The following is a 26,074-nucleotide window of genomic DNA, read 5'->3' as shown; positions in this document are numbered from 1 at the left end:
GTCGAACGTCTGTCGTTGCAGATCGGTTGTGTGATTATATCGTGGATGTACGGTCGCCTTGCACAACCACGTCATGCTCGCAATGTCGATGTTCGGGCCTTGTCCAAGGCGAACCGGGCTCGATCAGTGGATCAGCGACCCACCGTTGACATCCACTTCCGTGCCGGTGCAGTAGCTTGAGAGGTCTGAGGCCAGAAACAAAGCGCAGCCCGCGACATCCGAGGCTTCTCCAGCACGGCCCATTGGGATGCTTTCGATGATTGTCCCCAACATATCCGGCGTCAGTTTTCCGGCTGTAATGTCAGTTGCAATGAAGCCAGGGCAGATCGCGTTGACACGGATGTTCGACGGAGCGAGTTCACGGGCCATGGCTTTGGTCAGTCCGAGAACGCCAGCCTTGGCGGCGGAATAGTGAGGCCCCCCGAAAATGCCGCCGCCGCGTTGGGCTGAGACGGAACTGAGGTTGACGATCGAACCGGACTTCTGCTCGCGCATGCCGGGAATGACAGCCTGGCTCATGTAAAGCGTACCCCGCAGGTTCACATCGAGAACCGCGTCATAGTTACCTGGTCCGATTTCCATAATTTTTAGCGGCTGGGTGATGCCGGCATTGTTGACGAGAATGTCGATCCGACCCCAGCGCTTGTTGAGATCCGCGACCGCGGCGTCGCATGCCGCCTTATCCGTAACGTTGCAAGCAAGACCGACATGCTCGGCGCCGAGGTCGGCGGCCGCTGCCTTGGCTGCGTCTGCGTCAAGATCGAGTATGGCGACTGTCGCGCCGTGGTCGGCAAACAGCTTTGCGGTCGCCTTTCCAAGGCCACGTGCAGACGCTGCGCCGGTTACGATTGCAAATTTACCCTTCAGCAGGCTCATGAGCCTTTCTCCTCCCGATAACTGTGAATGAATTCGGCGGCTTTCAGAGCCAACCTTTGATCTGATCGATGACCTTGCCAACCGAGATGCCATACATCTCGTGCAATGTCGGCAAGGCGCCCGCTTCCAGGAACTGATCCGGCAGGCCGATCATGCGGAAGCGAGGTGCGATGCCGCGCGACAGCAGGCCGGCGGCGACTGCCTCGCCCAGGCCGCCCACCACGGTATGATTTTCGGCAGTAACGACCAGACGACCACCTTTTGCGGCTTCGGCGGCAATCGTTGCCAGATCGAGCGGCTTGATCGTCGGGCAATGGAGAACCGCGACATCAATGTTATCTTCTGCCAGTTTGACTGCGGCATCGAGGGCGCGCATGGTCATCAGACCGGTGGAAATGACTAGCACGTCCCTGCCGTCCCGGATCACTTGTGCCTTGCCAAGCTGAAACTTGTAGTCGGGCTTATGCTTCTTGAGAACCGATGGCACCTTACCACGCAGGAGGCGAGCATAGACGGGTCCGTCATGCGCGCACATAGCGGGCACCATGCCGAGAATATCGTCCGCATCACATGGATCGATGATCGTCATGTTGGGCAGTCCACGAAAAATCGCCAAATCTTCCGTCGCCTGGTGACTTGGCCCATAGCCAGTGGTCAGACCGGGGAGGGCGCATACGATCTTTACCGGCAGATTTTCCTCCGCAATCGCCATGGCGATGAAATCATAGGCGCGGCGGGAGGCGAAGACTGCATAGGTGGTGGCGAAGGGCAGAAATCCTTCTCGGGCAAGACCTGCGGCGGCCGACATAAGGACTTGTTCAGCCATGCCCATTTGGTAGAAGCGATCCGGCATTGCCTGAGCAAAGACGTGAAGATCGGTATATTTGCCCAAATCTGCGGTGAGCCCCACAATTCGCTCATCTTTCTGAGCGGCCTCCACCAGGGCGTTGCCGAACGGAGCGGCAACTGTGTCATAGCCTTCGGCTGCGAGCGATGCAATCATCGCTGATGTAGCCTGTCGTTCGCCTTCAGGAACCTTGCGTGCCTCGTATTTGCGCGCCATCGATGCGAATGTCATGCTGGCTTCCCCTCTTCCAGAACTGCAAGTGCCTTGTCCCATTCATCGGCTTCCACACGAACGAAATGAGTAATTTCACGGCTCTCCAGGAAGGGCACACCCTTGCACATGGTGGTGTCGAAGATAATCACGCGCGGCTTGGCGTCTTTCACAGCCCGCGCATTGTCGAAGGCCGCAACGACGGCGGCGAGGTCGTTGCCGTTGACGCGCTGCGCGTGCCAGCCGAAAGCCTCCCACTTCTCGATTAGTGGCTCGGAGCACAGCATTTGGGTGGACTTTCCGTCTGCCTGCTGATCGTTGAAGTCGATGAGGCAAATCAGGTTGTCGAGCTTGTGGTGCGCACCGGACATGGCGGCTTCCCAAGTCGAGCCTTCACCGAGTTCGCCGTCTGACATCAGGTTGTAAACCAGCGCCCTGTTGTTCTTGCGCTTCAGGCCCATGGCCATACCGACGGCAATGCCGAGGCCGTGGCCGAGGGAACCACCGGTGATTTCCATACCCGGAGTATAGGAAGCCATCCCGGACATCGGCATACGACTGTCGTCCATGCCGTAGGTCTCGAGCTCATCCTCGGGCAGAATGCCGGATTCCATCAAGACCGCGTATAGCGCGATGGCATAATGGCCAATGGACAGAAGAAACCGGTCGCGGCCTTCCCATTCAGGATCTTCCGGCCGATATTCAAGAGCGTGGAAATAGGACGCCGCTAGGACGTCCGCAATACCGAGCGCCTGCCCGATATAACCTTGTCCTTGCACCTGCCCCATCAAGAGAGCTTTGCGGCGGATATTCCATGCGCGCAGTTCCAGCGATACGTTCGATCGCGCCACGGAGCGGCTTGCCAAATTCATATTCTCCTCCCGGCAATTCATACAGCTGCAGATAGCATTGCTGAGAGGAGAATGATTTTAAGAAAAGTGAAATACCTTTGAAGCAGAGCTTAATTGACGGTGCTGCAATCGATCAGAGACCCCAGGGCTTTACATCGATTAAATCGGTCGGAGAACCGGGGCGGAAGCGGCAGCCCAGAGCCTGCAGATGCGCGCGCGCCATGTCGTCGTGGCTCTTGCAGGCAGAGGTCATCCACTGCGAAAATCGCTGCAATATCCGTCGGTTGAGGTGCCGTGACGGACAGACGAACCAGTAAGCTGGAAAATCGATTACGTCGAAGTCGACAGAGAAAGGAACCAGCTCCCCGCGCTGCAATTCACCCAGGCACAATGTGACGCTATCGAGCGCAATGCCGCCACCCTGTTTGGCCATCTCGATCGACATGGACGAGCGGTCGAAACGCAAGGGATAGTTGATTTTTGGAATCTGAATTTTGTTGAATGCCAGCCAGAGATCCCAGCGATAAAGCGTCTTCACACTATCGATCAACCTCGCCTTGACGAGCTGGCGGGTGGGATCCGGGTCGATCGCCTGCAGCCGCTCGAGATAGGCCGGGCTGCAAAGTGGAAGGACAAGGTCGTGCATAAGAGGCACGACAGCGACGCCATTCCATGTCCCCATGCCGTAGCGAAGATCGACGTCCACATTTTCCGTATCGAATGCCGAAAAGTCGGGCGTGGCATCGATGCGGATATTCCAATCTTCATTTTCAGCGGCAAAGGCTCCGACTCTTGGGCCAAGCCATCGCACGCCAAAGCTGGGGCTGACGCGGATGACGAAATTGCGTCGGTCGCGTTGGAAGGAAATGGCAGAACGGGCGTTGCGGATGGCGCTGAAGGCTTGCGTCGTCGTCTGGAACAATCGGTCGCCATCAAGGGTCAGCACCAACCGGCGCTTTTCACGCCGGAATAGTTTCACGCCCAGCTGGGCTTCGAGCAGCGACAATTGTTGACTGACGGCGGAAGGCGATATGCCCAGTTCCTCCGAGGCTTTGGTGACGCTGCCGAGCCGGGCAACGGCCTCGAAATATTCTGTAGCTTTGAGATTGAGATCGCGCATGATGTGTATGGTAGCCGATTGCTCCGGCGCGATCCATGGCTCGAGCGGCAGGAAGTCGAGGCGGCGCTTTTGGGACGTCGCCTGACGGTTATTTATGTATTCTCCGGCTGATATCGAGCGGTCACAGCCGGTAGAATTTTTCGGCGTTATCGTGAAAGAGCTTCATCCTGTCGCTGTGGGGGTAGGCAGCCGTGATGCTCTTGAAGGCATCGAAGATGGCGTCGTAGGATGAGAAGAGCTTGTCGACTGGAAAGTTTGACGCGAACATGCAGCGGTCGACGCCGAAGATCTCGATGGTCGTCTCCACATAAGGACGGATCGTCTCGGTCGTCCATGTGAAGTTGCCCATTCCCAGGCCGGAAATCTTACACGCGACATTTTCTGCCTGCGCCAGTACACGCATGTTGTTGCGCCAGCCATCGAAATGCTCGGGTCCGTCCACCTGCATGCCGGTGTGGTTGAGGATAATCTGCGTGTTCGGAAAATCTCTTGCCAGATCGTAGAATTCCTCCATCTGCCAGTAGTAAAGCTGCAAGTCGTAAGAGAGGTTTCGTTTGACGAGTTCTTTAAACCCTCTTCGCCATTCCGGCGTCCGGCTCACTTCCGGTCGATCCAGATAGGTCTTTGCCGCATCGGGATGGTAGTTCATCGACTGCCGGATTCCCCGGAAATTCCTGTGTTGGAGATGACCGTCCAGCAGGTCGGCCACATCCGGCTTGCTGAAATCCGCATAGCCGACGATGCCGTGCGGAAAGCCGCAGCGGTCGGCGATCGATTGCAGCCAGCGGGTTTCACCGACGGGGTCTTTGGGATCATATCCAACGTCAAGATGGACGGACTTTACCAGGTTCTGGTTTTTCGCGTCCTGGAGAAAGTCTTCAATCAGATAGTCTGAGATGATCTCGGAATAATCTCCGAAGGCCGATGGTTTCGGGCCGTCATTGAGCCAAGGATAGTAGTTGTTTGTAATGTCCCACAGGTGGTGGTGGGGATCGATCAGGGGAATTTCGTTCATCGATAGAAGCCGATCGGATGTAAAAGGGCGATGGTGCTGATAAGGCCGGAGGCGGTAGATCCGCTTCCGGCCATTCGATCACTGCGGAAAAACCCGTGCAATCACCTTCTTAGCTGCATCGGAATTAATGTCTGTGGCCTTTACCAGCGGCATGATGAGCGCCATGTTCTGGGTCGTTTGGGTGCCGGTCAGCGCGTTATAAACCTGCTGTGTCGCATCGATACCCTGACCGACGGCTTCCTGGAAGAAGATGCCTTGAATACCGCCGTCCTTTAGGAGCTGGATCGTGGCTGGGCTACCGTCAGCGACCGTGATGCCGATTTTGCCTGTGAGACCACGAGTCGCCAATGCCTTGGCAGCGCCGCTGCCTGCCTGGTCGTACATGCCGTAGATCGCCTTTATGTTCGGATGCGCTGTCAGCAGATCGTTGGCCTGGGTGACGGCTTCATTGATCGTCAAACCCTTCGTTTCGAGCATCTGCACGAGGTCGCAGCCATTCGCCTGGAATGCTTCCTTCGCGCCTTTGAGATATTTCTGGGCGTTCTCGCGATCCTGTGGAAGCGATAGCATGCCGACTTCCTTGCCGCCTCGCTCCTTTGCCAGTTCACAAGTATATTTGCCTTGGGCAAGGCCGGTTTCATAATTGTTGGCCGTGACCGCTGACGTAAATTTTGTCTGCCCCTGCTGCGGACCGATGCCGGCAAAGGCCACCGGGATCTTCTGCTGTGCCAGATAGGCGAGAAGAGGCGGCGTAGACGTAGAACTGACGGGACCAATGACCACCGCATTCACGCCGCGGGTTACTGCGACCCGCGCATTGTCCATCTGTTTGGCCGGCGAGTTTTCCGAGGTATATTCGACATAGCTCATGCCGAGTTCCTTGGCCTTCTGCTGAACGCCATGAGCGACCCACTGCCAATAGTCGATGTCGAGTGACGGTGCGATATAGGCAACCGTGAATTTCTTTTCCTCCGCACCCGCGCTCTGCGCAACCAAGACGGCAGCCGCAACGGCAAGTGCCTTAACCAGTGTTTTCATCATGCTCCTCCTCCTTGAGCTTTTTATCGATGACTAAATCTGTCGATGAGAACCGCCACCAGAATTGCTAGACCTGTGACGGACCCCTGCCAGAAACTGTTGATGCCTATAAGATTGACGCCATTCTGGATGATGGTGATCATCAGCGCGCCGAGCACGGCGCCCACGGCAGACCCAGTGCCGCCTGCAAGGCTCGCCCCGCCGATCACGACAGCGGCAATTGCCTGCAGCATCAGCGAGGCGCCGGCGGTCGCTTCTGCGTTCAAGATGTAGCTGACCGTCAGAAGACCGGCAAAGGATGCCATGGTCCCAGAGATCACATAGGCGGCGAAGCGTGTGCGTTTCACCGGAATTCCCAGCAGGTAGGCGGCCATTGGCGAACTACCTACCGAATAGAACCAGCGCCCGGCCGTAATTTTCCGCAACACGAATTCCAGCACGACTGTTAAGACGAGACAGAAGACCACGAAATTGGGGATGCCTGGCAAAAGTTCGCCACTGTTGAGCAGCCAATAATCAGAGGAATCAACGCCCAGCGAGCGACCATTGGTGACGATGAATGCGAGCGAAGCGGCCACCGCGTATGTGATGAGCGTGACGACGAAGGGTGCAAGCCCGACAAGTGTGATGAGCGCGCCATTGATCGACCCGAAGACGATGCCAACTCCCAGACCAAGAAGGCTCGCGGTCACATCGCCGAAGCCGTTGGCCATGGCCAACGCCGTAACCATGCCCGTCAAAGAAAAGATCGATCCAACCGAGAGATCGATCCCTCCGGTTATAATCACCACGAGCACGCCGAGCGACATGATCACCAACGGCGCAGACGCCTGCAGAATATTGGCAAAGTTGCCTGAGGAAAGGGCGGCGGGTACAAAAATGCCGACACCAACCAGAAGCGCTACACAGGCCATGGCAATTGCCAGTTCCGAGCGGTAGGCCAACAGGACGGAGGGAGCACGCGGCGTAGGGCTGTTCTTGTCGTTCGAAGTCATGGATCGTGCTTTCGTATTCATGCCGCCATTCCCGTGAGGTCTGCCAGAGCGTCTTCATTGAACTGGCTGGATTGCAGCAGGCCCTTCGCCTGCCCATCCGTATCAAAAGCGAGGATTTCATCGCACAGTTCGAGAAGCTCTACATTTTCCGTCGACCACCAGATGACGATGGTCCCGGCATCGGCCATGCGGCGGATCAGTTCGTAGATGTCGCGTTTGGTGCCAATATCGACGCCACGGGTCGGCTCTTCAAAAACGACAAGCCGCAATGACATGCCGAGCCAACGGGCGATGAGTAGCTTCTGTTGATTGCCGCCGGACAATGTAGAGGGAAGATCAAGGATAGAGCCGGCCTTCAGTTTCAGGGCTTGAACGAGATCAAGGCACTCTGCGCGCTCCGAACGCCGGACGAACACCCGCCCCTCCCGAACCCTGCGCGACGCCAACACGTTGTCGATGATGGGCAATTGCGCAAGGACACCCTTACTGCGACGATCCCCTGAAACATAGCCGATGCCGAGTTCTACCGCCTGGCGGGGCGACATGGGCCTTTCTGGCCATCCCTCTGCTTCCAAAACCCAGGTGCTGGAACGCGCGGTGCCATTCAATAAGGCGATCACTTGGCTGGGACCTGCAGGAGCACCGGCAAGGCCGAGGATTTGGCCTTTGAGAACCGGGACTGCGCATTCCGGTCCCTTGAGGACCAGACCGACATCTGCGTGATCGATCTTGCGTCGGGCAGGTATCTCGTTGCGCGCGTCCGGTTGCCCCATGTGATGCACGATCTCGACGTCAGTGAGGCTTTCGAGCGGGGCGGCATCAATCACCGTCATGCCGTCGCGGATGATCGTGCAGACATCGCAAAGCTGTCGGATTTCTTTCATACGGTGGGAAACGAAGACGATGCCGATATTTGTCTCCGTCACCAACCGGCGCAGCACAGCAAAGAGGCGTTCTGTTTCCCCTGCCGTGAGATTGGCTGTCGGTTCGTCCAGCATAATTACGTCAGCACCGGTCGACAGCGCCCGCGCTATTTCTACGATTTGGCCCTCGTGCATAGAAAGATCGGCTGCCCGGCGATGAAGGGCGGTATTTGCAAGGTGCGGATCAATCAATGACAGCGCCTTATAGCCGATCTCCGCTTGCTTCCTGGCGTGGACGAAGGACCTAGCCGAGGCGGCATGGACGATTGCGATGTTTTCGGCGACCGACAGATCGGCAAGTAGCGCGAGTTCCTGGTGGACTACGGCAATTTTCGGCTCGGTATCGCGCTGTGAGGAAAGGGAGATCTCGCCGTCATCCTTCCGGATGCCGCCGGTGATGATACGGATCATCGTACTCTTTCCGGCGCCATTGCCGCCGAGCAGGGCGTGGATCTGGCCAGCGCTGACGGTGAAATTCACACCTCGCAGAACCTTCGTTACGCCAAAGCTCTTTTGAAGGTTACGAACCGAAATCAACGGAAGCTTATCAGCGGCCATTCGCGGCCCACCTTGCCATTTCGGCAGATAGACTTGTCACAGTTATCGGCCGCAAGCGGCCATAAGCTTCTTGCATCATTTCCAATTCCTCCCGAGAATGACTTTAGTCGAGGGAGTAAATTGCGGAAATTTACTAAAGTTAAAGAGATGTGAAGCTGAGCTTAAATATGCGCACTAAGATTGGCACGCAACGTCCACTCCGATGATACGGCTATCTGGGCCTTTCATATCCCGAACCCGGATCGATAACTTCCGCGCTTCTCCAGCTGTAGATGCTCGTTTCAGCTATACAGGCAGAACATTAAGGCGACGCTCGAATGCGTATATCGCAGATCGATGGACGCCGAGGCACTTCTGAGATCTCATCATTACAGCACTAAGCGACGTCTTCGGCAAATCAATCGGTGCCGCAGAACACCGTGCAGTCTAGCACTCCCAAGCTTGTATTTAATTTCAATCGATATTTATGCGGCGATCTGATTTCGATCTGTCTTTGTCCCTTTTCTTCTTAAATCGCCCTCTGTAGATTCCTATAAATTTCAGGGGAATGACGATAAGATGAGATCGTTTTCGGATTTCAATGCAGAATTACATGCGCGCCCGTCGATCTATTTTGATGGGCCAGCTTTCGTCGAGCATGTTGCCATCATGCGAGGTGAAGCCAGCCCCCTGGGATTTCATGACACGCAGTCGCACGACGCAGATGTTACGTTGCGTGTGGAGCGCCACACCGAGTTCGTCACCGTAACGAGACTGCGGAAATTGACGGCTGAGGCCTCAGAATGGCCTGCTTCGGAACTATCGGATCTTGAAGTTCTGGAACTGACGGGTATCGCTTCACCAAAGCAGATTTGCCGCGTTTCGATATTGGTTGTCGACAAAGTTTCCGCGGATATATCCTCGTATCTGTCGAGTTTCAGTTTCGGTGACACTGCCGTATCATCTATCGGCGGCGGCTCTGCGCAGATATGCTCTGACTTCAAGGTCATGCAAGATGGCTCCAGTCGAATCCTTATGCTGAACAGGGAACTCAACGCACGCCGGCTCGGGCGGATGGTCCGGCGTATCTTTGAAATTGAGACCTATCGGACCATGGCTTTGCTTGGGCTCCCCGTTGCACAGAGTCTGGCTCCCATGATCTCCGACTATGACCGACGGTTGATTGAACTGACCAACAGGAATCTTCAGACCCCGTCAGACGAGCACAAGGGTCTCTTGGCTGACATTACGGTACTAGCATCGCAGATCATCTCGGCTACATCCGAAGTTCGTCATAGGTTCAGCGCGACCGCGGCCTATACGACGATTGTCGAGGAGCGAATAGCATCGTTGCGAGAGACCCATGTGCCGGGGTTCCAGCGCTACGGCACCTTCGTGGAACGCCGCTTCAAACCTGCCGTCCGGACCTGTCAGGCAACAGCGTTGCGTCTTGAGCAACTTTCACAGGCGACAACTCATCTGATCAATCTTTTGCAGACACGAATCCAGGTGGAGATCGAGCACCAGAATGCCGTCCAGATCAGAGCAATGGCCGAAAGAGCGGCAACGCAGGTCAAGATCCAGCGGGCGGTCGAAGGTTTTTCGATCATCGCCATCAGCTATTATCTTTTAAGTCTTCTCAAAGTCACCTTCGAAACCGCGGATCACGCCGGATATCATATTGATCCCATGGTGATGCTAATAGCGATCCCGATTGTGATCGGGACGGTCTGTCTGACGATCTTGCGTGTCAAGCAAGCTTTAAATTCAGAGCATTAGCGTCGAGACTATACAAGTGTGCTCGACCGGCAGGATGTGCGGTCTTGGGGTTGCCACCAGGCCGCCGAACATGTGCAGGCAATGCATTCATTGTTCACGTTAAGGAACTCGTCCTATCGCAGATGAAGGGTGACACCGGTCGCGGGATGCGCAATCTCGGCGTCCTTAGTCTTCGTCCTGGCTTAAGCCATCGAATACCTCGAGAAGCGCATCGACGATCGCTTGGCCCAGGGCGTTCCCTGCGATGCCGATCTTTGCCTCATCCATGTCACGCGCAGCAACGGCGAGATCTCCGCCTTGTTCAGCGATGATGGCACGCGCCCGCTCAATCGCCCAGTTCGCAAAGTCTGTGCGCGTCTCGATGGTAATGGTTTCCATGAAGCCTCCGGTTCGGTGCATGTAACATTTCAGAAGACAGTGGTAGGCACCATTGTTCGCTGGAGGACGATATACAGCCCTGCAGAGACCTCCGTCCAATCGCATGATGGCGTAAATAACAGCTAAACGCATGGCGCAATTTGACATCTGCATAGCGCGATGGTGCGATGGCCTTTCCGCTTTAACAGGGGATGGGGCGGGTGAATCCTCCATTTCCAAAGAAACCGAGCAAATTTTTCTCCTCATTAATCTACTAAAAACATAGTTTAACTCGTTAATTGCATTGAAGTTGATACGGTGTCGATCACAGACAAGAGGTGATCCATGACACGCCAGATCCGTTTCAACGCCTTCGACATGAACTGTGTCGGCCACCAATCGCCAGGGCTCTGGGCGCATCCGAAGGACCAGTCGTGGACCTACAAGGACTTGGATTACTGGCAAAATCTTGCACGGACGCTTGAGCGAGGCGTGTTCGATGGAATTTTTATCGCCGACGTCATCGGTTATTACGACGTCTACAATGGCTCGAACCATCACGCTATCGAGCAAGCCGCGCAGATACCGGTCAATGATCCGCTACAGCTTGTCGCGCCCATCGCGCTTGCGACTGAACACTTGGGTATCGGGGTCACCGCCTCCACGTCGTTCGAGCATCCCTATACTTTTGCCCGCCGGCTGGCGACGGCCGACCATCACAGCAAGGGGCGCTTGGGCTGGAACATCGTTACTTCCTATCTGGAAAGCGGTGCCAAGAATGTCGGTCAGGCCGGGCTTCAGCGTCATGACAACCGCTACGAGACCGCCAACGAATATCTCGAGGTGCTGTACAAGTTGCTCGAAGGATCCTGGGAGGAGGGGGCTGTCGTGCGCGACCGCGACCGGCGGATCTTCACCGACCCTTCGAAGGTCCATGAGATCGCTCACAAAGGAAAATATTTCGATGTGCCGGGTTACCAACTGACGGAGCCGTCCCCACAGCGCATGCCGGTGCTCTATCAGGCCGGTGCTTCGGGGCCAGGCAAGGCGTTTGCTGCCGAAAACGCGGAATGCATTTTTGTCGCCGCCCCCACCAAGTCCGTTCTCAAGGCTTATGTGTCCGACATTCGCGAGCGGATTGCCAAGGCAGGTCGCAATCCAAGGAAGGTCTATATCTACACGCTGATCACGATCATCACTGATGAGACCGAGGAAAAGGCCCAAGCGAAATTTGAGGATTACAAGAGTTACGTCTCATATGACGGCTCGCTGGTCTTCATGTCGGGTTGGAGCGGCATCGACTTTGGCCAATATGCGCCCACTGACATCATTCAGAAGGTGGAAACGAACGCCATCCATTCCTTCGTCGAGCATATTGCCGGCGGCGATAAGTCCTGGACGATGGATGAACTGGCCAAGTTCGGTGGTATCGGCGGTATGGGTCCGGTCTTCGTAGGCTCCGCGCAGACGATCGCCGATATCTTGCAAGAATGGGTGGCCGACACCGATGTCGACGGCTTCAATATTGCTTATGCAGTGACGCCCGGCAGTTTCGAGGATGTCGTCGAGCATATCGTTCCCGAGCTTCAGAAGCGTGGCGCCTATCCGACAGCCTATAAGCCCGGCACCCTCAGGGAGAAGCTGTTTGGTGACGGCCCCTACCTTCCCGCTAGCCATCCTGCCGACCGTTACCGGGACATCGAGGCGGTAAAGCGCCGTGATGCCGAGGTGGGAAAGCCGCAACTCAAGACCGTGGGCGCCTGAGCGTCGCAATCCGTTAAAACAGCATAGGTGCATCATGTCACAGATCGATGAGGCCTGGGGAGCTGGTCCTTCCTTGCGCTATGAAGACCTGGCCAAGCGATTTCGTCCGCTTTTCGCTGAGATCGAGAAAGGCGCCGTCTCCCGCGAGACGGGTCGTATCCTTCCGGTGGCGGAGATCAACAGCGTGAAAGAGGTAGGCTTCGGCGCGCTTCGCCTGCCGGAAAGCGAGGGCGGCTTCGGCGCTACGCTTCCGGAATTCTTCAATCTGCTTATCGAATTGTCTGCTGCCGATTCCAATGTGACCCAGGCGCTGCGCGGGCATTTCGGTTTCGCCGAAAACGTCGTCAATACGGCTCCCGGCGGCTTCCGCACACGTTGGTCGGAGCGGATTGCCAAGGGCGAAATTGCCGGCAATGCCTGGACGGAGATCGGCAATGCAAGTCAGGCGACTTTTGCGACCCATATCGCACGCAAAGGGGCAAATCTGGTTCTGAACGGTACGAAATATTATACGACCGGATCGCTTTTCGCGGACTGGATCGATGTCGGCGCGACTGGCCTTGATGGCGAAGCCGTGACCGTTCTCGTCCGCCGCGATGATCCGGGCGTTCGTGTCGTCGACGACTGGGACGGCTTCGGTCAGAAACTCACCGCCAGCGGTACGACCATATTTTCGAATGCGTCCGTCGATCCGATCGATATCGTTCTGGACGACGATAAATTCCGCTATGCTGCGGCCTTCTATCAGACGGTGCATCTGGCAACGCTGGCCGGCATCGGTCGGGCAATCGCCAAGGAAACAGCGCTGGCCGTTGCTGCCCGAACGCGCCAATTCTCCAATGCAGCAGGGCCGCGTTCGAGCCAGGACCCGCAGATCCTCCAGGTGGTCGGCCGCATTCGGTCCAATGCCTATGCGGCGGGCGCCATCGTGCTGCAGGTCGCAGCCTCTCTCGAGCGGGCTTACGCCGGCCATTTCGCGGGCAATGCAGAGGCTGAGGAGCGCGCCAATGCCGTTGCCGAACTCGAGACGTCGCAGGCGCTGGGCGTGGTCACCAATCTTGTTCTCGAAGCCTCGACAATCTTGTTCGACACGCTTGGTGCATCCGCGGTGAAAAGCTCGGCCGCTCTTGATCGGCACTGGCGCAATGCCCGCACGCTGTCCTCCCACAACCCCCGTATCTACAAGGATCGGATCGTCGGCAATTTTGCCGTCAACGGGACGCCGCCGCCCTATCAATGGCGCATCGGCGAAACGCCCACCGCTGTGTCTACCGCCCAAACTGGCGCCGCGCCGGCCGCCGCCTGACATCGTTTCGAAGAGGGGTAAAGAGATGACCAGCCACGCGCTGCAGTTTAAGACCGATGGCGCCGCCCATCGCATCCACAATGAAGCGGAAGCTCTTGATGTCGCACGCGCCCTGTCGTTGCGCTTTGCGGAAGGCGCTGCCATCCGCGACCGTGATCGCGTTCTGCCGTACAAGGAGATGGACGAACTCGCGCGCTCCGGCCTGTTGGCGATTACTGTTCCCAAAGCCTATGGCGGGATCGATGTTTCCAACGCGGTACTCGGCGAGGTGATAGCCCTTCTGGCGGAAGCTGACGGATCAATCGGCCAGATCCCGCAAAATCACTTCTATATTCTCGAAGCCTTGCGCATTGAGGGATCGGAGGAGCAGAAGGCTTTCTATTTCGGCCGGGCTCTTGCGGGCGACAAGTTTGGCAACGCGCTTTCCGAGATCGGTACAAAAACCGTCGGACATTACAATACGACGATCCGTCCTGATGGTGAGGGCTTCGTCATCAATGGCAAAAAGTTCTATTCCACCGGGGTCCTTTTTGCCGATTGGATCGTCATCTTTGCCAATGACGAAAACGAGAAGCTCACCATGTCCTTCACGCCGAAGGGTACGCAGGGCATCGAACTCGTTGATGACTGGGACGGCATCGGGCAACGCACAACCGGCTCGGGTACCACAGTTCTCAACAATGTCCACGTGCCCGGTGATGCGGTCGTCCGGCATCACCGGAGTTTCGAACGTCCGCAGACCATCGGATCCGTGGGACAGATCATTCAGGCAGCCGTCGACCTCGGCATTGCCCGCGCGGCACTTCGCGATACGATCACCTTCGTCACCAGCCGCTCGCGACCGTGGATGGATGCCGGCGTCGAGAAGGCTTCCGAAGATCCACTGACGATCCACCGGGTCGGCCAGATTGCCGTTCGGATTGATGCTGGCGCGGCACTCATCGCCGAAGCAGGCCGCAAGGTCGATCGGGCGCGTGAAACGCTCTCTGAGTCCGACACGCTTGCGGCAACCCTCGCTGTCGCCAGCGCCAAGGTACTGACAACAGAGGCCGCGCTTGAGGCGTCAAACACGTTGTTCGAACTCGCGGGCACGCAATCGGCGCGGGCCGAACACAATTTCGATCGGCACTGGCGCAACGCCCGCACCCACACGCTGCATGATCCCGTGCGGTGGAAGTTTCATGCTGTGGGCAACTACCTGCTCAACGGCGTTTTGCCGCCCAAGAATGGGGCTCTCTGAAGCGGCATTCGACGGACCAATTCCTACAGGAGGCACTTATGACGAACGACAGCAGCACAGGTCTTGGCCGGCGCGATCTCTTGAAATTCACGGCACTCGCAGGAGCGTCCGTCGCCGGGGCCGCCATGATCGGCGCTCGACCCAGCCTTGCCGACGGCGAACTTTCGCTCAAAGGCAAACGCATTGGCATCAGCGCAGCAGGCACCGATCACTTCTTCGACCTGCATGCCTATAATGCCCAGATCGAGGAGGTAAAACGTCTTGGCGGCGAACCGATCGCGGTCGATGCGGGCCGCAATGACGGTAAACTCGTGTCGCAGCTGCAAACGCTGATCGCCCAGAAGCCTGACGCGATCGTCCAGTTGCTGGGAACGCTGACCGTTATTGATCCATGGCTTAAAAAGGCACGTGACGCGGGCATTCCGGTCCTGACCATCGATGTCGGTTCTACCAATTCGCTGAACAATTCCACCTCGGATAATTGGGGTATCGGCAAGGATCTCGCACTGCAGCTGGTGTCGGACATCGGTGGCGAAGGCAAGATCGTCGTGTTCAATGGCTTTTATGGCGTTACGCCCTGCGCGATCCGCTACGATCAGCTTGTCAATGTCGTGAAATATTTTCCGAAGGTCGAGATTATCAAGCCTGAGCTGCGCGACGTCATCCCCAACACGGTGCAGGACGCGTTCACCCAGATCACCGCCATCCTCAATCGCTATCCGGAAAAGGGATCGATCAAAGCGATCTGGTCCGCATGGGATATTCCGCAGCTTGGCGCAACGCAAGCGCTGTCAGCCGCTGGCCGTACAGAGATCAAGACCTACGGCGTAGATGGCAGCCCCGAAGTCCTGCAGCTCGTCGCCGACCCGAAATCACCGGCTGCCGCAGACGTCGCCCAGCAGCCCGCCGAACTTGGCCGGACCGCCATCCGCAACGTCGCCCGGCTGTTGGCGGGTCAGACATTGCCGCGTGAGACCTATGTCCCAGCCCTGCTCGCCAACAAGACCAACGTGGCTGATGTCAGCAAAAAACTTGGCATTGGCTGACGTCTCTACTCTTCGATCGGCCTCCACCGCTGTGGGAGCCGGCAGTCCTGTTCCGGAGTATCGCGATGAACGAATTTTGTGGGCAACCGACGACCGGTGCAAGCGTTCTGCGCATGACCGGGATCGTCAAGACGTTCGGCGGCGCCCGGGCGCTTGACGGAGCGGCGCTGGAGGTTGGGCGGGGATCGGTGCACGGTCTTGTCGGGCAAAACGGTGCAGGTAAATCCACGTTGATCAAGATCCTCGCCGGGCTTTATCAGCCTGACGAAGGCATCATTGAGATTTGTGGCACGCCGCAGGACCGCCTGACCCCCAAGCTCGCGGAGGCATTAGGCATCCACTTCATTCACCAGGACCGGTTGCTGCCACCGAGCTTTAGCGTTGGCGAGGCGCTGTTTCTTGGCGACGAGCCTGTATATGGCGGCTTGCAGCTTCTCAATCGCTCCGGCATGCGGCGTGAGGCGGCGCGGTTGCTCAAGAGTTACTTTGATCTTGAACTCCCGGACGGCGCGCTGATCGCGGATCTTACGACCGCTGAAAAGCAGATAATCCAGATCACGCGTGCACTCATTCGCAAGCCCAAGATCCTCGTGTTCGATGAACCGACAGCGGCGCTGGTGCGTCGAGAGGCGGACATCCTGTTCGGGTTGATCCGCCGCCTCGCAGGAGAAGGGGTTACCATCCTCTACATCTCTCATTACCTGCGGGAAATCGAAGAGATATGCGATGCTGTGACCGTCTTGCGGAATGGCCGTGACGTGGCGACGCTTTCTCTTTCCGACACATCGGCTGCGGAAATTGGCCAGCTAATGGTGGCCAGAGAAGCCGGTGATCTCTTCCCGCCTCGTCATTCCGCAATCGGCACAGATTATCTTCGGGTGCGTGATCTCGCGCTCGATCGAAAATTCGAACCGTTGTCCTTTACGCTTCGGCGCGGCGAAATCCTGGGTCTGACAGGACTGCTTGGCTCGGGAGCGAAGGATCTCATGCGGGTCCTCTTCGGGCTTGAAGCTGCGACGTCGGGAGAAATTGTCATCGGCGAACGGAAACTGCGTTTCGACACGCCCAGACAAGCGGCGAGAGCACGTATCGCCCTCGTGCCGGAGGACCGGCGCCGACATGGAGTCGCTCTCGAGATGACGGTGCAGGAAAATACAACACTTGCCAATCTCGGACGCTTTCTCCGGTTTGGTCGGCTTGATCCACGCGCCGAGGAAAACGCAACCCAGGAATTGATCCGCAAGCTGCAAATCAAGACATCCGGCCCTAGAGCGCTGGTGCGTTCCCTCTCCGGCGGTAATCAACAAAAGGTGGCGATCGCCAAATGGCTCGGGCGCGACACCGAACTTTATCTCCTGGATGAGCCGACCGTGGGGGTCGATATCGGTGCGAAGGCCGAAATCTACAGTCTGATTGCCGACCTTGCAGCACAAGGCGCCAGCATTATTCTTCTTTCGTCCGATCTCGACGAATTGGTAGGGCTCGCTGATCGCGTCCTGGTGATGTTCCGGGGGCGGATTACCTGTGAACTTCTTTCCAGCCATACGACAGCAACAGAAATTCTAGCAGAGGCGACCGGAGCCCCGGAAAGGTCGCGTCATGTCGGTTGATGCCCAAAACTATGCGTTCGTTAAAAGAAGGCGACCCAAGCCTAGCGCTAAGGGGAGAACGCGCCTTGCGGTTGCAGCCTTGCGCTATGGGGCGCTTTTGACCTTTCTCGTTATTCTCGTCATCTTTTCAACATCGGCACCCTTCTTTTTGTCGATTTTCAACATCGGCAACATTCTTGGCCAGACGGCAGTGACCGGGGTGCTGGCGATCGGGTTGACGGTTGTGGTCATCGCGGGAGGTCCAAATGTCGTCACCGGTGGTATCGATCTTTCGCTGGCGGCCAATATGGGCCTCAGCGCCGCCGTCTACGCGAGCCTCCTTCAGATGGGATACGGCGACGGCTTTGCAGCACTCTCCGCACTGGGTACAGGGCTGATCATCGGAGCCGTCAACGCTTTGGCCGTGGCGCAGATCGGTATCGTCCCACTTCTCGCGACACTTGCGGTCATGAATGTCGTCGCAGGGCTTGAACTGGTGCTGACGGAAAATACCGTCATACCAGCCTCCAGCGATCTACTGACTGACCTTTCGTCTGGCGCTCTGTTCGGGATACCGTCGCTCGGTTATGTCCTGATCGGATTTTCGCTTGTGATGGGGCTGATCATCCAGAACACGCGCTTTGGCCTTAGACTCTACGCCGTGGGGGAGTTTCCGGAAGCGGCGCGGGCGGCAGGTATCCCGGTCAAGGCATATGTTTCAGCCTCGTTTTTGATCAGCGGGTTTTGCGGGGGCATCGCGGGCATCCTGAACACCGCCTATCTCAGCGGTTCCAGCACCGGCTCTGGTGAAATGCTCCTGCCTGTCGTTGTCACGGCTCTCCTGGGATCGGTCTTTTCTAGGCGGCTTGTTCCTACGATTGGTGGCACGCTGCTATCGGCGCTGTTTGTCGGCGTCCTTCTCAATGGGTTTCAACTGCTCAACTTGTCCAGCACGCTTGTCAGCGGCGTTCAAGGTGTCCTCATTCTACTGACGGTGTCTGCGACAACGCTCATTCGCAGGGAAAGCTGATCATGTCATATCGGGCTATCTCCGGAAGTCTCATGGCCCTCGGTGCTCGCTCGGCGCTCTTGGCCGCGCTTGTGATCGTGTTCTCGACCTTTGCTCTCACGGCCCCGAGCTTCCTGACGACAGGCAACCTGCAGAGCCTGCTCGTCAACAACTTCACTTTGCTTGCCGTCGTCGCGGTGGCTATGACTTTCGCCGTAGCGTCCGGCGGCATTGATCTCTCGGTGGGGGCGGCAATCGACTTTGCGAGCTTCGCTTTTGTTTCTCTGGTTTTGGCTGGAAACCCCGTGTGGCTAGCGCTTTTCGCTGGATTGGGAGCAGGGGCGTTGGTGGGCCTTTTCAATGCGCTGCTGATTTCAGGCGTTGGCTTGTCGCCGTTTCTGGCAACCCTCGGCACGCTTTTCGTTGGCAGGAGTATTCAGCAACTCCTCACCAACGGCGGTAATCCGATCTATCTATCGCAATCGGGTATTCCCGAGAGCTTCAGGGCGCTCGGCCACGGTACGATCGTTGGCATTCCGCTGTCGTTGCTAGCGGCCTTGGCGCTTGCGGCAGTCGCGGCTTTCCTCCTTGGTCAGACCCGGTTTGGTCGCGTCGTTATCGCGTCGGGCGTCCAACCCGATGTGGTTCGTTATTCAGGCCTGCCGCTACGGCTCTATCTCGGTGGCGCCTACATCCTGGTCGGGTTGACTGCCGCGTTCGCCGGCCTGATCCTGACATCGACGATCACTGTTTACATTCCCAATTCAGGCAACGCCTTTCTGCTGAATGCAATTGGCGCCGCCTTTATCGGCACAACGATCCATCCGCATGGCCGCCCCAATGTTCTCGGAACGATCCTGGGTGTTCTGCTTCTCGCCATCGTGTCCAACGGGCTGCTCCTCAGCGGGTTGAATTTTTACTGGCAGCAGGTCGGGACAGGCCTACTGATCTTTCTCGTGCTTGCATTGAGCTTCGCTACCCGCAAGACACAAAGAGGATAGCGCTTGGAAGGGCTTTCCGTCCCAAAAGCGATGGGACAAAACGCATCATGATGTTCAAGATGTCCCACGGAAACGGAGCCCGGGATCTTCCGGTAAACTCTGGAGAACCGTCAGATTGAGATTGAACCAGCCGGTCTCCAGTTTTCTTTAAGAAATCCTAGGAAGACGTCTGTCTGCTCGAGAGCGCCGCGACGACCCGGTCTCCAATCCATTGGATGCCACAGACGAGAATGACCAGCACCACGACCACTGCAACCATGACGCCGGTTTCGAACCGTTGGTAACCGTAGCGGATGGCGAGATCGCCAAGACCACCAGCGCCAATGGCGCCGGCCATGGCCGAGGCCCCGATCAGGGTGACGAGAGTGACGGTGAAGCCGGCGATGATGCCCGGGAGCGCTTCAGGGATCAGTACTTCTCGGATCACGGTCCAGCGGTTGCCGCCCATCGCCCGCACCGCGTCGATGAGGCCGCGGTCCACCTCCCGCAACGAAACTTCGGCGATGCGGGCATAATAGGGCGTAGCTGCGATCGACAGGGGCACAATCGCCGCCCATGTGCCGAGTGCCGTGCCAACGATGAGGCGCGTGACGGGAATGAGCGCCACCAGCAGGATGATGAAGGGCACGGAGCGGAAGGCGTTGACGATTGCGCCAAGGCCGCTGTTGATCCATCGGTTTTCCGCAAGTCCACCTTTGTCTGTTGCCACGAGGGCCAGACCCAGTGGTAGCCCGGCGAGCAGCGAAATCAGCCCGGAGGCAAGCGTCATCAGCAGGGTTTCCCAGATGGCGCTGAGCAGTAAGTCAATCATGATGTCAGACATATCCGAGAACCTCCAGACGTGCGCCGGCGGCCTCGATCTTCATGCGAAGGCGTTCCAGGATCGCAGTGTTTCCTGCGGGAATGCCGATAAAGAAACGAGCAACGGGTTCACCTTGTATATGCTCCAGGCTACCCTGAAGAAGTGCGCCGCCATTTTTAATGGTTTGTGCCAGATCGGCAAAAAACTGCTGTTGGCCGTAGGAACCCAGTAAATCCACGCTGACCACGATCTGATCTCCCGATGGACCAAGTCTCGTTTCGAGATGGCCAGGGAGTTGCGGCCGGCTACCCGCCAGAAGACTTTTGGTGATCTGCGCTTGCGGATTGGCAAAGACGCTGCGGACGTCCCCTTCCTCAACAATCCGTCCCGCATCGATGACGGCAACTCGATCGGCAATCGTGCGCACCACATCCATTTCGTGGGTAATCAGCACGATGGTGAGGCCAAGCTTTTTATTGATGTCCCTGAGCAGCGCAAGGATGGAGCGGGTCGTTTCCGGATCGAGCGCCGAGGTTGCCTCGTCTGAGAGAAGCAGAGCTGGGCGGGCGGCAAGCGCCCGAGCGATGCCCACACGTTGCTTTTGGCCGCCGGAAAGCTGTGCCGGATAGGCCTTTGCCTTGTCCGATAATCCTACCAGATCCAGCAGTTCGCGGGCGCGGGCCAGCCGTTCAGCCTTCGGGACGCCTTCGATTTTAAGGGGCAGGGCAACATTGGCCTCCACCGTTTTGGCCGACAGAAGATTGAAGTGCTGGAAGATCATGCCGATGCGGCGGCGCAGAGGTTGCAGCGACCGCTCCGGCAATTGATCGATCCGTTTGCCCTCAATGACGATCTGACCACTATCGGGACGTTCAAGTCCATTCAGGCAGCGGATGAGCGTGGATTTGCCGGCACCGCTGCGGCCGATAATACCAAGAATCTGCCCCTTTGGAACGGACAGGGAAACGCCGTCAAGGGCGATCGTCCGATTGAACCGCCGGCGCACATCGACGAGTCGCACGACCTCGTCTTTCAGATGCGGCAGGGATTCGCTCGCCTCAATGCCCACGGGTATGAAAGCATGGCTGTTCATGACCATTTTCTCCAAATAGCGAGAGGCGGCGGGTGTGCCCGCCGCCGTGAAAACCTAAAAACCGATCGCCCTGTCAGTAAGCAATGAGGCCGGTTCCCTTGTAGACCTTCTCGAAGACGGCTTTGACGCTGTCGTTCTGGTAGGACGCGACCAGCGTCTTCACCCACTCCTGATTTTCATTCCCCTGTTTGACAGCAATGAAATTACGATAGGGATTATCCGTGATGGGCTCTTGCGCGATGCGCTCGGCAGGGCTGAGACCCGACTTTAACGCCCAGTCGGTGTTGACGACTGCGGCGTCCAGATCATCAATGGAGCGACCGACAATACCGGCGTCCAGTTCCTTGATCTTGATGCCCTTTTGGTTTTCGGCGACGTCTGCAACGGTTGCCAGGATGCCGGTTCCGTCCTTCAGCTTGATCAGGCCTGCATTCTGCAGCACCCACAGAGCCCGTCCTTCATTGGAGGGGTCATTGGGAACGCCGATCTGTGCACCGCTTTGAATATCGGCAATCGATTTGTGTTTTTTCGAATAGAGGCCGATCGGCCAGACACCGGTATAGCCTACCGGCACGATGTGATACCCATGCTGCTTGATCTGGTTGTCAAGGTAGGGCTTGTGCTGGAAGGCGTTGGCGTCGATTTCGCCCCGCTCCAGCGCCTCGTTAGGCTGAGTGTAGTCATTGAAGACCACCGTCTTGATGGTGAGCCCCTTCTTGGCGGCTTCAGCGGTCACGGCCCGCCAGACATCTTCATCCTCACCGCTGATGATACCGACCTTGATCGTCTTGTCCGCCGCCTGCGCCGTTGGCAGGCCGAAACCGGCAATGGCCCCGGCGAGGAGGGCGGCAAGTCCCGCGCGGCGGGTCCAGGTAAACGTGTTTTTGCTGCTATTCTTCATTTTCATGTGCCTCGCGATTGCATCCGGAAGATGAACTTCCAATGCTCGGAACAATCGCAGGAACTGAGGACACTTTCGACGAAGCCATGTTTCTTTTGCAGCTGCAATCGGGAATAGCCGTCTTTTCTGAACAAGGAAGGCAGCACAATAATCTACTGATCGTGTAGATTATTGTGCGCAGCAGTGGTAGCCGCGGCATCGCAGGTAACCAGAAGGGCTTTCCGGCAGCCTCGCCACCGCCGCAACATCTGAACGGCGATAGCTGCTGCTAGAGAAAACTCGCCTCGAACAGCTGCCGCGAGTAGTCTGCATGGGTAATACCCTGTTCAAGATCCCGCTGTGTCAGCTCATCGACAAATGTGCCGTCCTTCATGACCAGCACCCGATTGCACATATGTGCAATGACCGATAGATCGTGACTGACAAGCACAAAAGTGAGGTTGCGCTCGTCTTTCTGGTCAGCAAGCAGGTTGAGGATTTCCGCCTGCACGGAGACGTCGAGCGCCGATGTCGGCTCATCCAGCAGCAGGATCGCCGGCTCGAGGATAAGAGCGCGGGCAATCGCAACGCGCTGACGCTGACCGCCCGATAGTTCATGCGGGAACCGGTTTGCGAACGCCGCTGGCAAGCCGACCTGTACCAAAGCCCGCTGCGCCTGATCCCAACCGTCGCCCAGTCCCATCGAGCGGATTGGTTCGGCAAGCGCTGTGCCGATCCGCAGGCGAGGATGCAATGATCCATAAGGATCCTGAAAGACCATTTGCGCCCGCAACAACTCGTCTCGTGTGCGTATCTTGCCAATTGGCCGGCCGTCGAAGGCGATGCTGCCAGTCCATCCAGCTTCTATGCCAGCCAGGGCTCGTAGAACCGTCGACTTTCCGCAACCGGATTCACCGACGATCCCCAGCGTTTCGCCGGAGGCGACATCGAAGCTTACGTTGCGAACAACATGATTTCGGCTCTTGTTGGCGCCAAAGACGACGTCCAGTTTTTCAACTTTAATCATTGCGCAAGCTCCGCGTTGAGTGCGCTGCGATCGAAAATCTTCAACCTGCGGACGGGATGGCGGGGATCGGGCAACGCCGCTATCAGGCCCTGCGTATAGGGATGGGCAGCATCCTCCAGCCTGGTCAGCGTCTCGACGACGCGCCCGGCATACATAACAAGGATCCGTTCACAGAAGGCAGCAACCATCCGGATATCGTGACTGATCAGGAGCAGCCCCGAATTGTTCTCGCGAACCAGTTCATCCAGCAACATCAGGACGTCGCGCCGGACACTGACATCGAGTGCCGATGTCGGCTCGTCGGCGATAACGAGCCTCGGGCGCGCGATAAGCATCATCGCGATCATTACGCGCTGCCCCATGCCGCCGGAGATCTGGTGCGGATAAAGCGCCATCACCCGTTCCGGGTTGTCGATGCGGACACGCTCGAGCATCGCTCTTGCCTGCTCATATGCAGCTTTGCCTTTCAGAGCCAGGTGCAAGCTTGCCGCCTCTGCCACCTGTTTACCGATCCGCAGCAGTGGATTGAGCGAATAGCGCGGGTCCTGCATGATCAAGGCTATGTCTTTGCCGCGCAGGGTACCCATCTGCCGTTCGCTCTTTGCGAGAAGCGCCTCGCCGCCGAACGCCATACGCTCAGCCGTGACCACTGCGCTTGGCGGCAGGAGCCGCATCAGGGCGCGTCCCGTGGTCGACTTGCCCGAACCGGATTCTCCAACGATGCCCACACGTTCGCAACCAATATCAAAACTGACGTTGGACACGGCCTGAAGCGTGTTTTGAGCGAAGCGTACGTTGAGGTCGCGCACTGAAATGACTGGCGATTGATCAAGAACGGGCATGGCGGGGATCCAGAATATCGCGCAGCGCATCGCCGGCAATGTTGAAGGCAAGGCTGGTGACGAGAATGGCAAGGCCTGGCATGACCGCGACCCACCAGTTGTCGAGCATGAACTTGCGGCCACTCGAGATCATCGCGCCCCATTCAGGTGCCGGCGGCTGCGCGCCGAGCCCGAGAAAGCCGAGCGATGCCGCAGTGAGGATGATGCCGGCCATGTTGAGCGTCAGCCGGACGATGACCGACGGGATGCACATCGGCGCGATGTAACGCAAGAGGATGCGCAGCGGCGATGCACCGTAAAGCCTGGCAGCAGCGACGTAGTCTGTGTTGCGGACAACAAGGGCTTCGGCACGTGCCAGACGGGCGATCGGCGGCCAGCCGGTGAGCGAGATGGCAATGATGGCGGTGTTTAGCCCAGCGCCGAGCGCGGCGGCAAAGGCAAGCGCGAGGATCAATGACGGGAACGACAAGACAATGTCGGTGGCACGCATCAGCACCGCGTCCGTTCGTCCTCCGAAATAGCCGGCAACGACACCAATGATCAGCCCCAACGGACCGACGATAAGCGAGACGGACAGCACCGTTTGTATGGTGATGCGGGTGCCGTAGATCAGGCGGCTGAGAATATCGCGGCCGAATTCATCCGTGCCGGCAATATGGGTCCAACTCGGCGGCTGAAGCGTGTTGCCGAGGTTTTGACTAACCGGATTATAGGGTGCTATCAGCGGCGCGAAGATGGCAATCACGCAAAGCAGCGCCAGGATGATGAAGCCGGCAAGCCCCAATGGCTCGTGGGCCAATTTGCGCATGGCGACGCTGAGCGACGCAGCAAGGCGCGATATCATCCCTGGCGGCTGAACGAGGATGTCGCTGTGAACGGTGTCGCTCATATCGCGGTCTCCCGTGTGCGTGGATCAAGCAGTGCGTAGGCGACATCGGCCAGGAAATTCAAAAGCATGAAGACGAAGCCGATGATGATCGTGCCGGCGAGCACCGCGTTCATGTCGCCGATCATCAATGCGTTGGTCATGTACTGGCCGATCCCTGGCCAGGAGAAGACGATCTCAGTCACCACGGCCCCCTCGAGCAGCCCGCCGTAAGAAATCGCCAGAACGGTGATCAGCTGAACGGCAATATTCGGCAGGATATGTCCAGTGAGCGTGCGCATCGGGCGCACGCCCTTGGCACGCGCGGCGATCACATAATCCTGGTTCAATTGCTCGAGCGTGAAGCTTCGGGTCATGCGGGTGATATAAGCCATCGCCGCATAGGCAAGGATCAGCGCCGGAAGTATGATGTGCGAAAGTGCATTCCAGAATATTTCCGTCTCGCCCTGCATGAGGCTGTCAACGAGCAGAAGTCCGGTCTGTGGCGTAACCAGACCCTCGTAGAATACGTCTATGCGCCCTGGGCCCCCGGCCCAGTTGAGGCCGGCGTAGAAAATAACGAGACCGACGATACCGAACCAGAATACCGGTATGGAATGCCCAACGAGGGCAACCACCCGGATAAACTTGTCGATGAACGTGTCGCGAAACAAGGCGGCAATCAGCCCCAGCGGAACGCCGAGGAAGGTCGAAATGAGGACTGCAAGCGTAGCGAGTTCGAGCGTTGCCGGAAACGCCTGCTTCATATCGGCGGCTACGGGATTGCCCGTCAGGATGGCGTTGCCGAAGTCACCATGAACCAGACCGGTCAAGTAGACGAAAAACTGTTGGTAGAGCGGCAAGTCGAGCCCGAGCCTCGCCCGCATCATCGCGAGCGCCGCAGGATCGGCGAGCTCGCCGACGATTGCGCCCACCGGATCTGCCGGCAGCACGCGGCCAATGACAAAGGTGACACACAAGAGGATGAACAAACTGACGACAAGTTGCGAGAAGCGCTTGCCGAGTTCGCTGATTGAGAGTTCCTTCATGACTGGCCGCCTG

At 57.6% G+C, this 26,074-nt stretch carries 24 protein-coding genes; 8 read left to right on the top strand and 16 right to left on the bottom strand.

Going from position 1 to position 26,074, the window contains the following annotated elements; all coding sequences use genetic code 11:
- Positions 1 to 123: 123 nt before the first annotated feature.
- The 8 genes from BJF91_RS10775 to BJF91_RS10740 form a co-directional block, all read right to left on the bottom strand.
- Positions 124 to 876 carry an SDR family NAD(P)-dependent oxidoreductase gene (locus BJF91_RS10775; protein ID WP_075614451.1) on the bottom strand — a complete coding sequence of 251 codons (753 nt, stop codon included), beginning with the start codon at positions 874 to 876 and terminating at the stop codon, positions 124 to 126.
- A 43-nt stretch (positions 877 to 919) separates the two neighbouring features.
- Positions 920 to 1,954 (bottom strand): transketolase family protein, encoded by a 1,035-nt coding sequence (locus BJF91_RS10770; RefSeq protein WP_139310648.1) that lies wholly within the window; start codon positions 1,952 to 1,954, stop codon positions 920 to 922.
- Positions 1,951 to 2,805, bottom strand: a complete 855-nt coding sequence (locus BJF91_RS10765; RefSeq protein ID WP_075614450.1) for a transketolase — start codon at positions 2,803 to 2,805, stop codon at positions 1,951 to 1,953. The genes BJF91_RS10770 and BJF91_RS10765 overlap by 4 nt, the downstream gene beginning before the upstream one ends.
- Before the next feature lie 112 nt (positions 2,806 to 2,917).
- A complete protein-coding gene (locus BJF91_RS10760) occupies positions 2,918 to 3,904 on the bottom strand; it encodes a LysR family transcriptional regulator (RefSeq protein ID WP_075614449.1) in 987 nt (328 codons plus the stop codon).
- A gap of 121 nt (positions 3,905 to 4,025) precedes the next feature.
- The gene (locus tag BJF91_RS10755) at positions 4,026 to 4,919 is read right to left on the bottom strand and encodes an amidohydrolase family protein (protein ID WP_075614448.1); all 894 of its coding nucleotides are present in this window, start codon (positions 4,917 to 4,919) and stop codon (positions 4,026 to 4,028) included.
- A 78-nt stretch (positions 4,920 to 4,997) separates the two neighbouring features.
- Positions 4,998 to 5,960, bottom strand: coding sequence for a substrate-binding domain-containing protein (locus BJF91_RS10750; protein ID WP_407639876.1), 963 nt, complete (start codon positions 5,958 to 5,960; stop codon positions 4,998 to 5,000).
- Positions 5,961 to 5,980: 20 nt separating this feature from the next.
- Positions 5,981 to 6,952, bottom strand: a complete 972-nt coding sequence (locus tag BJF91_RS10745; protein ID WP_075614597.1) for an ABC transporter permease — start codon at positions 6,950 to 6,952, stop codon at positions 5,981 to 5,983.
- A gap of 17 nt (positions 6,953 to 6,969) precedes the next feature.
- The gene (locus BJF91_RS10740) at positions 6,970 to 8,433 is read right to left on the bottom strand and encodes an ATP-binding cassette domain-containing protein (protein WP_075614447.1); all 1,464 of its coding nucleotides are present in this window, start codon (positions 8,431 to 8,433) and stop codon (positions 6,970 to 6,972) included.
- 558 nt (positions 8,434 to 8,991) lie between these two features.
- On the opposite strand from BJF91_RS10740, the gene BJF91_RS10735 reads away from it, so the two are divergent.
- A complete protein-coding gene (locus tag BJF91_RS10735) occupies positions 8,992 to 10,191 on the top strand; it encodes a DUF3422 domain-containing protein (protein WP_075614446.1) in 1,200 nt (399 codons plus the stop codon).
- 165 nt (positions 10,192 to 10,356) lie between these two features.
- Here the strand turns inward: BJF91_RS10735 and BJF91_RS10730 are convergent, their stop codons facing one another.
- Positions 10,357 to 10,569 (bottom strand): hypothetical protein, encoded by a 213-nt coding sequence (locus tag BJF91_RS10730; RefSeq protein WP_075614445.1) that lies wholly within the window; start codon positions 10,567 to 10,569, stop codon positions 10,357 to 10,359.
- 324 nt (positions 10,570 to 10,893) lie between these two features.
- Here BJF91_RS10730 and BJF91_RS10725 point away from each other — a divergent pair, with 324 nt between their 5' ends.
- The 7 genes from BJF91_RS10725 (at position 10,894) to BJF91_RS10695 (ending at position 19,503) form a co-directional block, all read left to right on the top strand.
- On the top strand, positions 10,894 to 12,312 hold the full coding sequence (locus BJF91_RS10725; protein ID WP_075614444.1) for an LLM class flavin-dependent oxidoreductase: 1,419 nt from the start codon (positions 10,894 to 10,896) through the stop codon (positions 12,310 to 12,312).
- Between the two features lie 34 nt (positions 12,313 to 12,346).
- On the top strand, positions 12,347 to 13,618 hold the full coding sequence (locus tag BJF91_RS10720) for an acyl-CoA dehydrogenase family protein (protein WP_075614443.1): 1,272 nt from the start codon (positions 12,347 to 12,349) through the stop codon (positions 13,616 to 13,618).
- 25 nt (positions 13,619 to 13,643) lie between these two features.
- Complete coding sequence (locus BJF91_RS10715) at positions 13,644 to 14,858, top strand: SfnB family sulfur acquisition oxidoreductase (RefSeq protein WP_075614442.1); 1,215 nt, start codon at positions 13,644 to 13,646, stop codon at positions 14,856 to 14,858.
- Between the two features lie 38 nt (positions 14,859 to 14,896).
- Complete coding sequence (locus BJF91_RS10710; protein ID WP_075614441.1) at positions 14,897 to 15,904, top strand: sugar ABC transporter substrate-binding protein; 1,008 nt, start codon at positions 14,897 to 14,899, stop codon at positions 15,902 to 15,904.
- 65 nt (positions 15,905 to 15,969) lie between these two features.
- Positions 15,970 to 17,514 carry a sugar ABC transporter ATP-binding protein gene (locus tag BJF91_RS10705; RefSeq protein ID WP_075614440.1) on the top strand — a complete coding sequence of 515 codons (1,545 nt, stop codon included), beginning with the start codon at positions 15,970 to 15,972 and terminating at the stop codon, positions 17,512 to 17,514.
- Positions 17,504 to 18,523: an ABC transporter permease gene (locus BJF91_RS10700; protein WP_075614439.1), complete on the top strand. Its 1,020-nt coding sequence runs from the start codon at positions 17,504 to 17,506 to the stop codon at positions 18,521 to 18,523. The genes BJF91_RS10705 and BJF91_RS10700 overlap by 11 nt, the downstream gene beginning before the upstream one ends.
- 32 nt (positions 18,524 to 18,555) lie before the next feature.
- Positions 18,556 to 19,503, top strand: a complete 948-nt coding sequence (locus tag BJF91_RS10695) for an ABC transporter permease (RefSeq protein WP_407639875.1) — start codon at positions 18,556 to 18,558, stop codon at positions 19,501 to 19,503.
- A 157-nt stretch (positions 19,504 to 19,660) separates the two neighbouring features.
- On the opposite strand, the gene BJF91_RS10690 is transcribed toward BJF91_RS10695, so the two are convergent.
- The 7 genes from BJF91_RS10690 to BJF91_RS10660 all read right to left on the bottom strand — a co-directional run bounded on the left by BJF91_RS10690 (position 19,661) and on the right by BJF91_RS10660 (position 26,061).
- Entirely contained in the window at positions 19,661 to 20,326 is a 666-nt protein-coding gene (locus tag BJF91_RS10690) for a methionine ABC transporter permease (protein WP_075614437.1), read from the bottom strand.
- Entirely contained in the window at positions 20,319 to 21,398 is a 1,080-nt protein-coding gene (locus tag BJF91_RS10685; protein WP_075614436.1) for a methionine ABC transporter ATP-binding protein, read from the bottom strand. The genes BJF91_RS10690 and BJF91_RS10685 overlap by 8 nt, the downstream gene beginning before the upstream one ends.
- 73 nt (positions 21,399 to 21,471) lie before the next feature.
- On the bottom strand, positions 21,472 to 22,299 hold the full coding sequence (locus BJF91_RS10680; RefSeq protein WP_075614596.1) for a MetQ/NlpA family lipoprotein: 828 nt from the start codon (positions 22,297 to 22,299) through the stop codon (positions 21,472 to 21,474).
- A 268-nt stretch (positions 22,300 to 22,567) separates the two neighbouring features.
- Positions 22,568 to 23,305, bottom strand: coding sequence for an ABC transporter ATP-binding protein (locus tag BJF91_RS10675; RefSeq protein ID WP_075614435.1), 738 nt, complete (start codon positions 23,303 to 23,305; stop codon positions 22,568 to 22,570).
- Entirely contained in the window at positions 23,302 to 24,147 is an 846-nt protein-coding gene (locus BJF91_RS10670; RefSeq protein ID WP_075614434.1) for an ABC transporter ATP-binding protein, read from the bottom strand. The genes BJF91_RS10675 and BJF91_RS10670 overlap by 4 nt, the downstream gene beginning before the upstream one ends.
- A complete protein-coding gene (locus BJF91_RS10665; RefSeq protein WP_075614433.1) occupies positions 24,134 to 25,036 on the bottom strand; it encodes an ABC transporter permease in 903 nt (300 codons plus the stop codon). The genes BJF91_RS10670 and BJF91_RS10665 overlap by 14 nt, the downstream gene beginning before the upstream one ends.
- Positions 25,033 to 26,061 carry an ABC transporter permease gene (locus BJF91_RS10660; RefSeq protein ID WP_075614432.1) on the bottom strand — a complete coding sequence of 343 codons (1,029 nt, stop codon included), beginning with the start codon at positions 26,059 to 26,061 and terminating at the stop codon, positions 25,033 to 25,035. The genes BJF91_RS10665 and BJF91_RS10660 overlap by 4 nt, the downstream gene beginning before the upstream one ends.
- Positions 26,062 to 26,074: the final 13 nt, after the last annotated feature.

This window comes from Gillisella taibaishanensis (genome assembly GCF_001938985.1).
GTDB classification, from domain to species: domain Bacteria; phylum Pseudomonadota; class Alphaproteobacteria; order Rhizobiales; family Rhizobiaceae; genus Allorhizobium; species Allorhizobium taibaishanense.
The sequence above is the reverse complement of the archived record's forward strand: the minus strand, read 5'-3'. Positions and strand labels throughout refer to the sequence as shown.

Excerpts from the sequence above, each read along its gene's own strand:
- BJF91_RS10775 (WP_075614451.1), bottom strand. The coding sequence starts at position 876 with ATGAGCCTGCTGAAGGGTAAATTTGCAATCGTAACCGGCGCAGCGTCT.
- BJF91_RS10770 (WP_139310648.1), bottom strand. The coding sequence starts at position 1,954 with ATGACATTCGCATCGATGGCGCGCAAATACGAGGCACGCAAGGTTCCT.
- BJF91_RS10765 (WP_075614450.1), bottom strand. The coding sequence starts at position 2,805 with ATGAATTTGGCAAGCCGCTCCGTGGCGCGATCGAACGTATCGCTGGAA.
- BJF91_RS10760 (WP_075614449.1), bottom strand. The coding sequence starts at position 3,904 with ATGCGCGATCTCAATCTCAAAGCTACAGAATATTTCGAGGCCGTTGCC.
- BJF91_RS10755 (WP_075614448.1), bottom strand. The coding sequence starts at position 4,919 with ATGAACGAAATTCCCCTGATCGATCCCCACCACCACCTGTGGGACATT.
- BJF91_RS10750 (WP_407639876.1), bottom strand. The coding sequence starts at position 5,960 with ATGATGAAAACACTGGTTAAGGCACTTGCCGTTGCGGCTGCCGTCTTG.
- BJF91_RS10745 (WP_075614597.1), bottom strand. The coding sequence starts at position 6,952 with ATGACTTCGAACGACAAGAACAGCCCTACGCCGCGTGCTCCCTCCGTC.
- BJF91_RS10740 (WP_075614447.1), bottom strand. The coding sequence starts at position 8,433 with ATGGCCGCTGATAAGCTTCCGTTGATTTCGGTTCGTAACCTTCAAAAG.
- BJF91_RS10735 (WP_075614446.1), top strand. The coding sequence starts at position 8,992 with ATGAGATCGTTTTCGGATTTCAATGCAGAATTACATGCGCGCCCGTCG.
- BJF91_RS10730 (WP_075614445.1), bottom strand. The coding sequence starts at position 10,569 with ATGGAAACCATTACCATCGAGACGCGCACAGACTTTGCGAACTGGGCG.
- BJF91_RS10725 (WP_075614444.1), top strand. The coding sequence starts at position 10,894 with ATGACACGCCAGATCCGTTTCAACGCCTTCGACATGAACTGTGTCGGC.
- BJF91_RS10720 (WP_075614443.1), top strand. The coding sequence starts at position 12,347 with ATGTCACAGATCGATGAGGCCTGGGGAGCTGGTCCTTCCTTGCGCTAT.
- BJF91_RS10715 (WP_075614442.1), top strand. The coding sequence starts at position 13,644 with ATGACCAGCCACGCGCTGCAGTTTAAGACCGATGGCGCCGCCCATCGC.
- BJF91_RS10710 (WP_075614441.1), top strand. The coding sequence starts at position 14,897 with ATGACGAACGACAGCAGCACAGGTCTTGGCCGGCGCGATCTCTTGAAA.
- BJF91_RS10705 (WP_075614440.1), top strand. The coding sequence starts at position 15,970 with ATGAACGAATTTTGTGGGCAACCGACGACCGGTGCAAGCGTTCTGCGC.
- BJF91_RS10700 (WP_075614439.1), top strand. The coding sequence starts at position 17,504 with ATGTCGGTTGATGCCCAAAACTATGCGTTCGTTAAAAGAAGGCGACCC.
- BJF91_RS10695 (WP_407639875.1), top strand. The coding sequence starts at position 18,556 with ATGGCCCTCGGTGCTCGCTCGGCGCTCTTGGCCGCGCTTGTGATCGTG.
- BJF91_RS10690 (WP_075614437.1), bottom strand. The coding sequence starts at position 20,326 with ATGTCTGACATCATGATTGACTTACTGCTCAGCGCCATCTGGGAAACC.
- BJF91_RS10685 (WP_075614436.1), bottom strand. The coding sequence starts at position 21,398 with ATGAACAGCCATGCTTTCATACCCGTGGGCATTGAGGCGAGCGAATCC.
- BJF91_RS10680 (WP_075614596.1), bottom strand. The coding sequence starts at position 22,299 with ATGAAGAATAGCAGCAAAAACACGTTTACCTGGACCCGCCGCGCGGGA.
- BJF91_RS10675 (WP_075614435.1), bottom strand. The coding sequence starts at position 23,305 with ATGATTAAAGTTGAAAAACTGGACGTCGTCTTTGGCGCCAACAAGAGC.
- BJF91_RS10670 (WP_075614434.1), bottom strand. The coding sequence starts at position 24,147 with ATGCCCGTTCTTGATCAATCGCCAGTCATTTCAGTGCGCGACCTCAAC.
- BJF91_RS10665 (WP_075614433.1), bottom strand. The coding sequence starts at position 25,036 with ATGAGCGACACCGTTCACAGCGACATCCTCGTTCAGCCGCCAGGGATG.
- BJF91_RS10660 (WP_075614432.1), bottom strand. The coding sequence starts at position 26,061 with ATGAAGGAACTCTCAATCAGCGAACTCGGCAAGCGCTTCTCGCAACTT.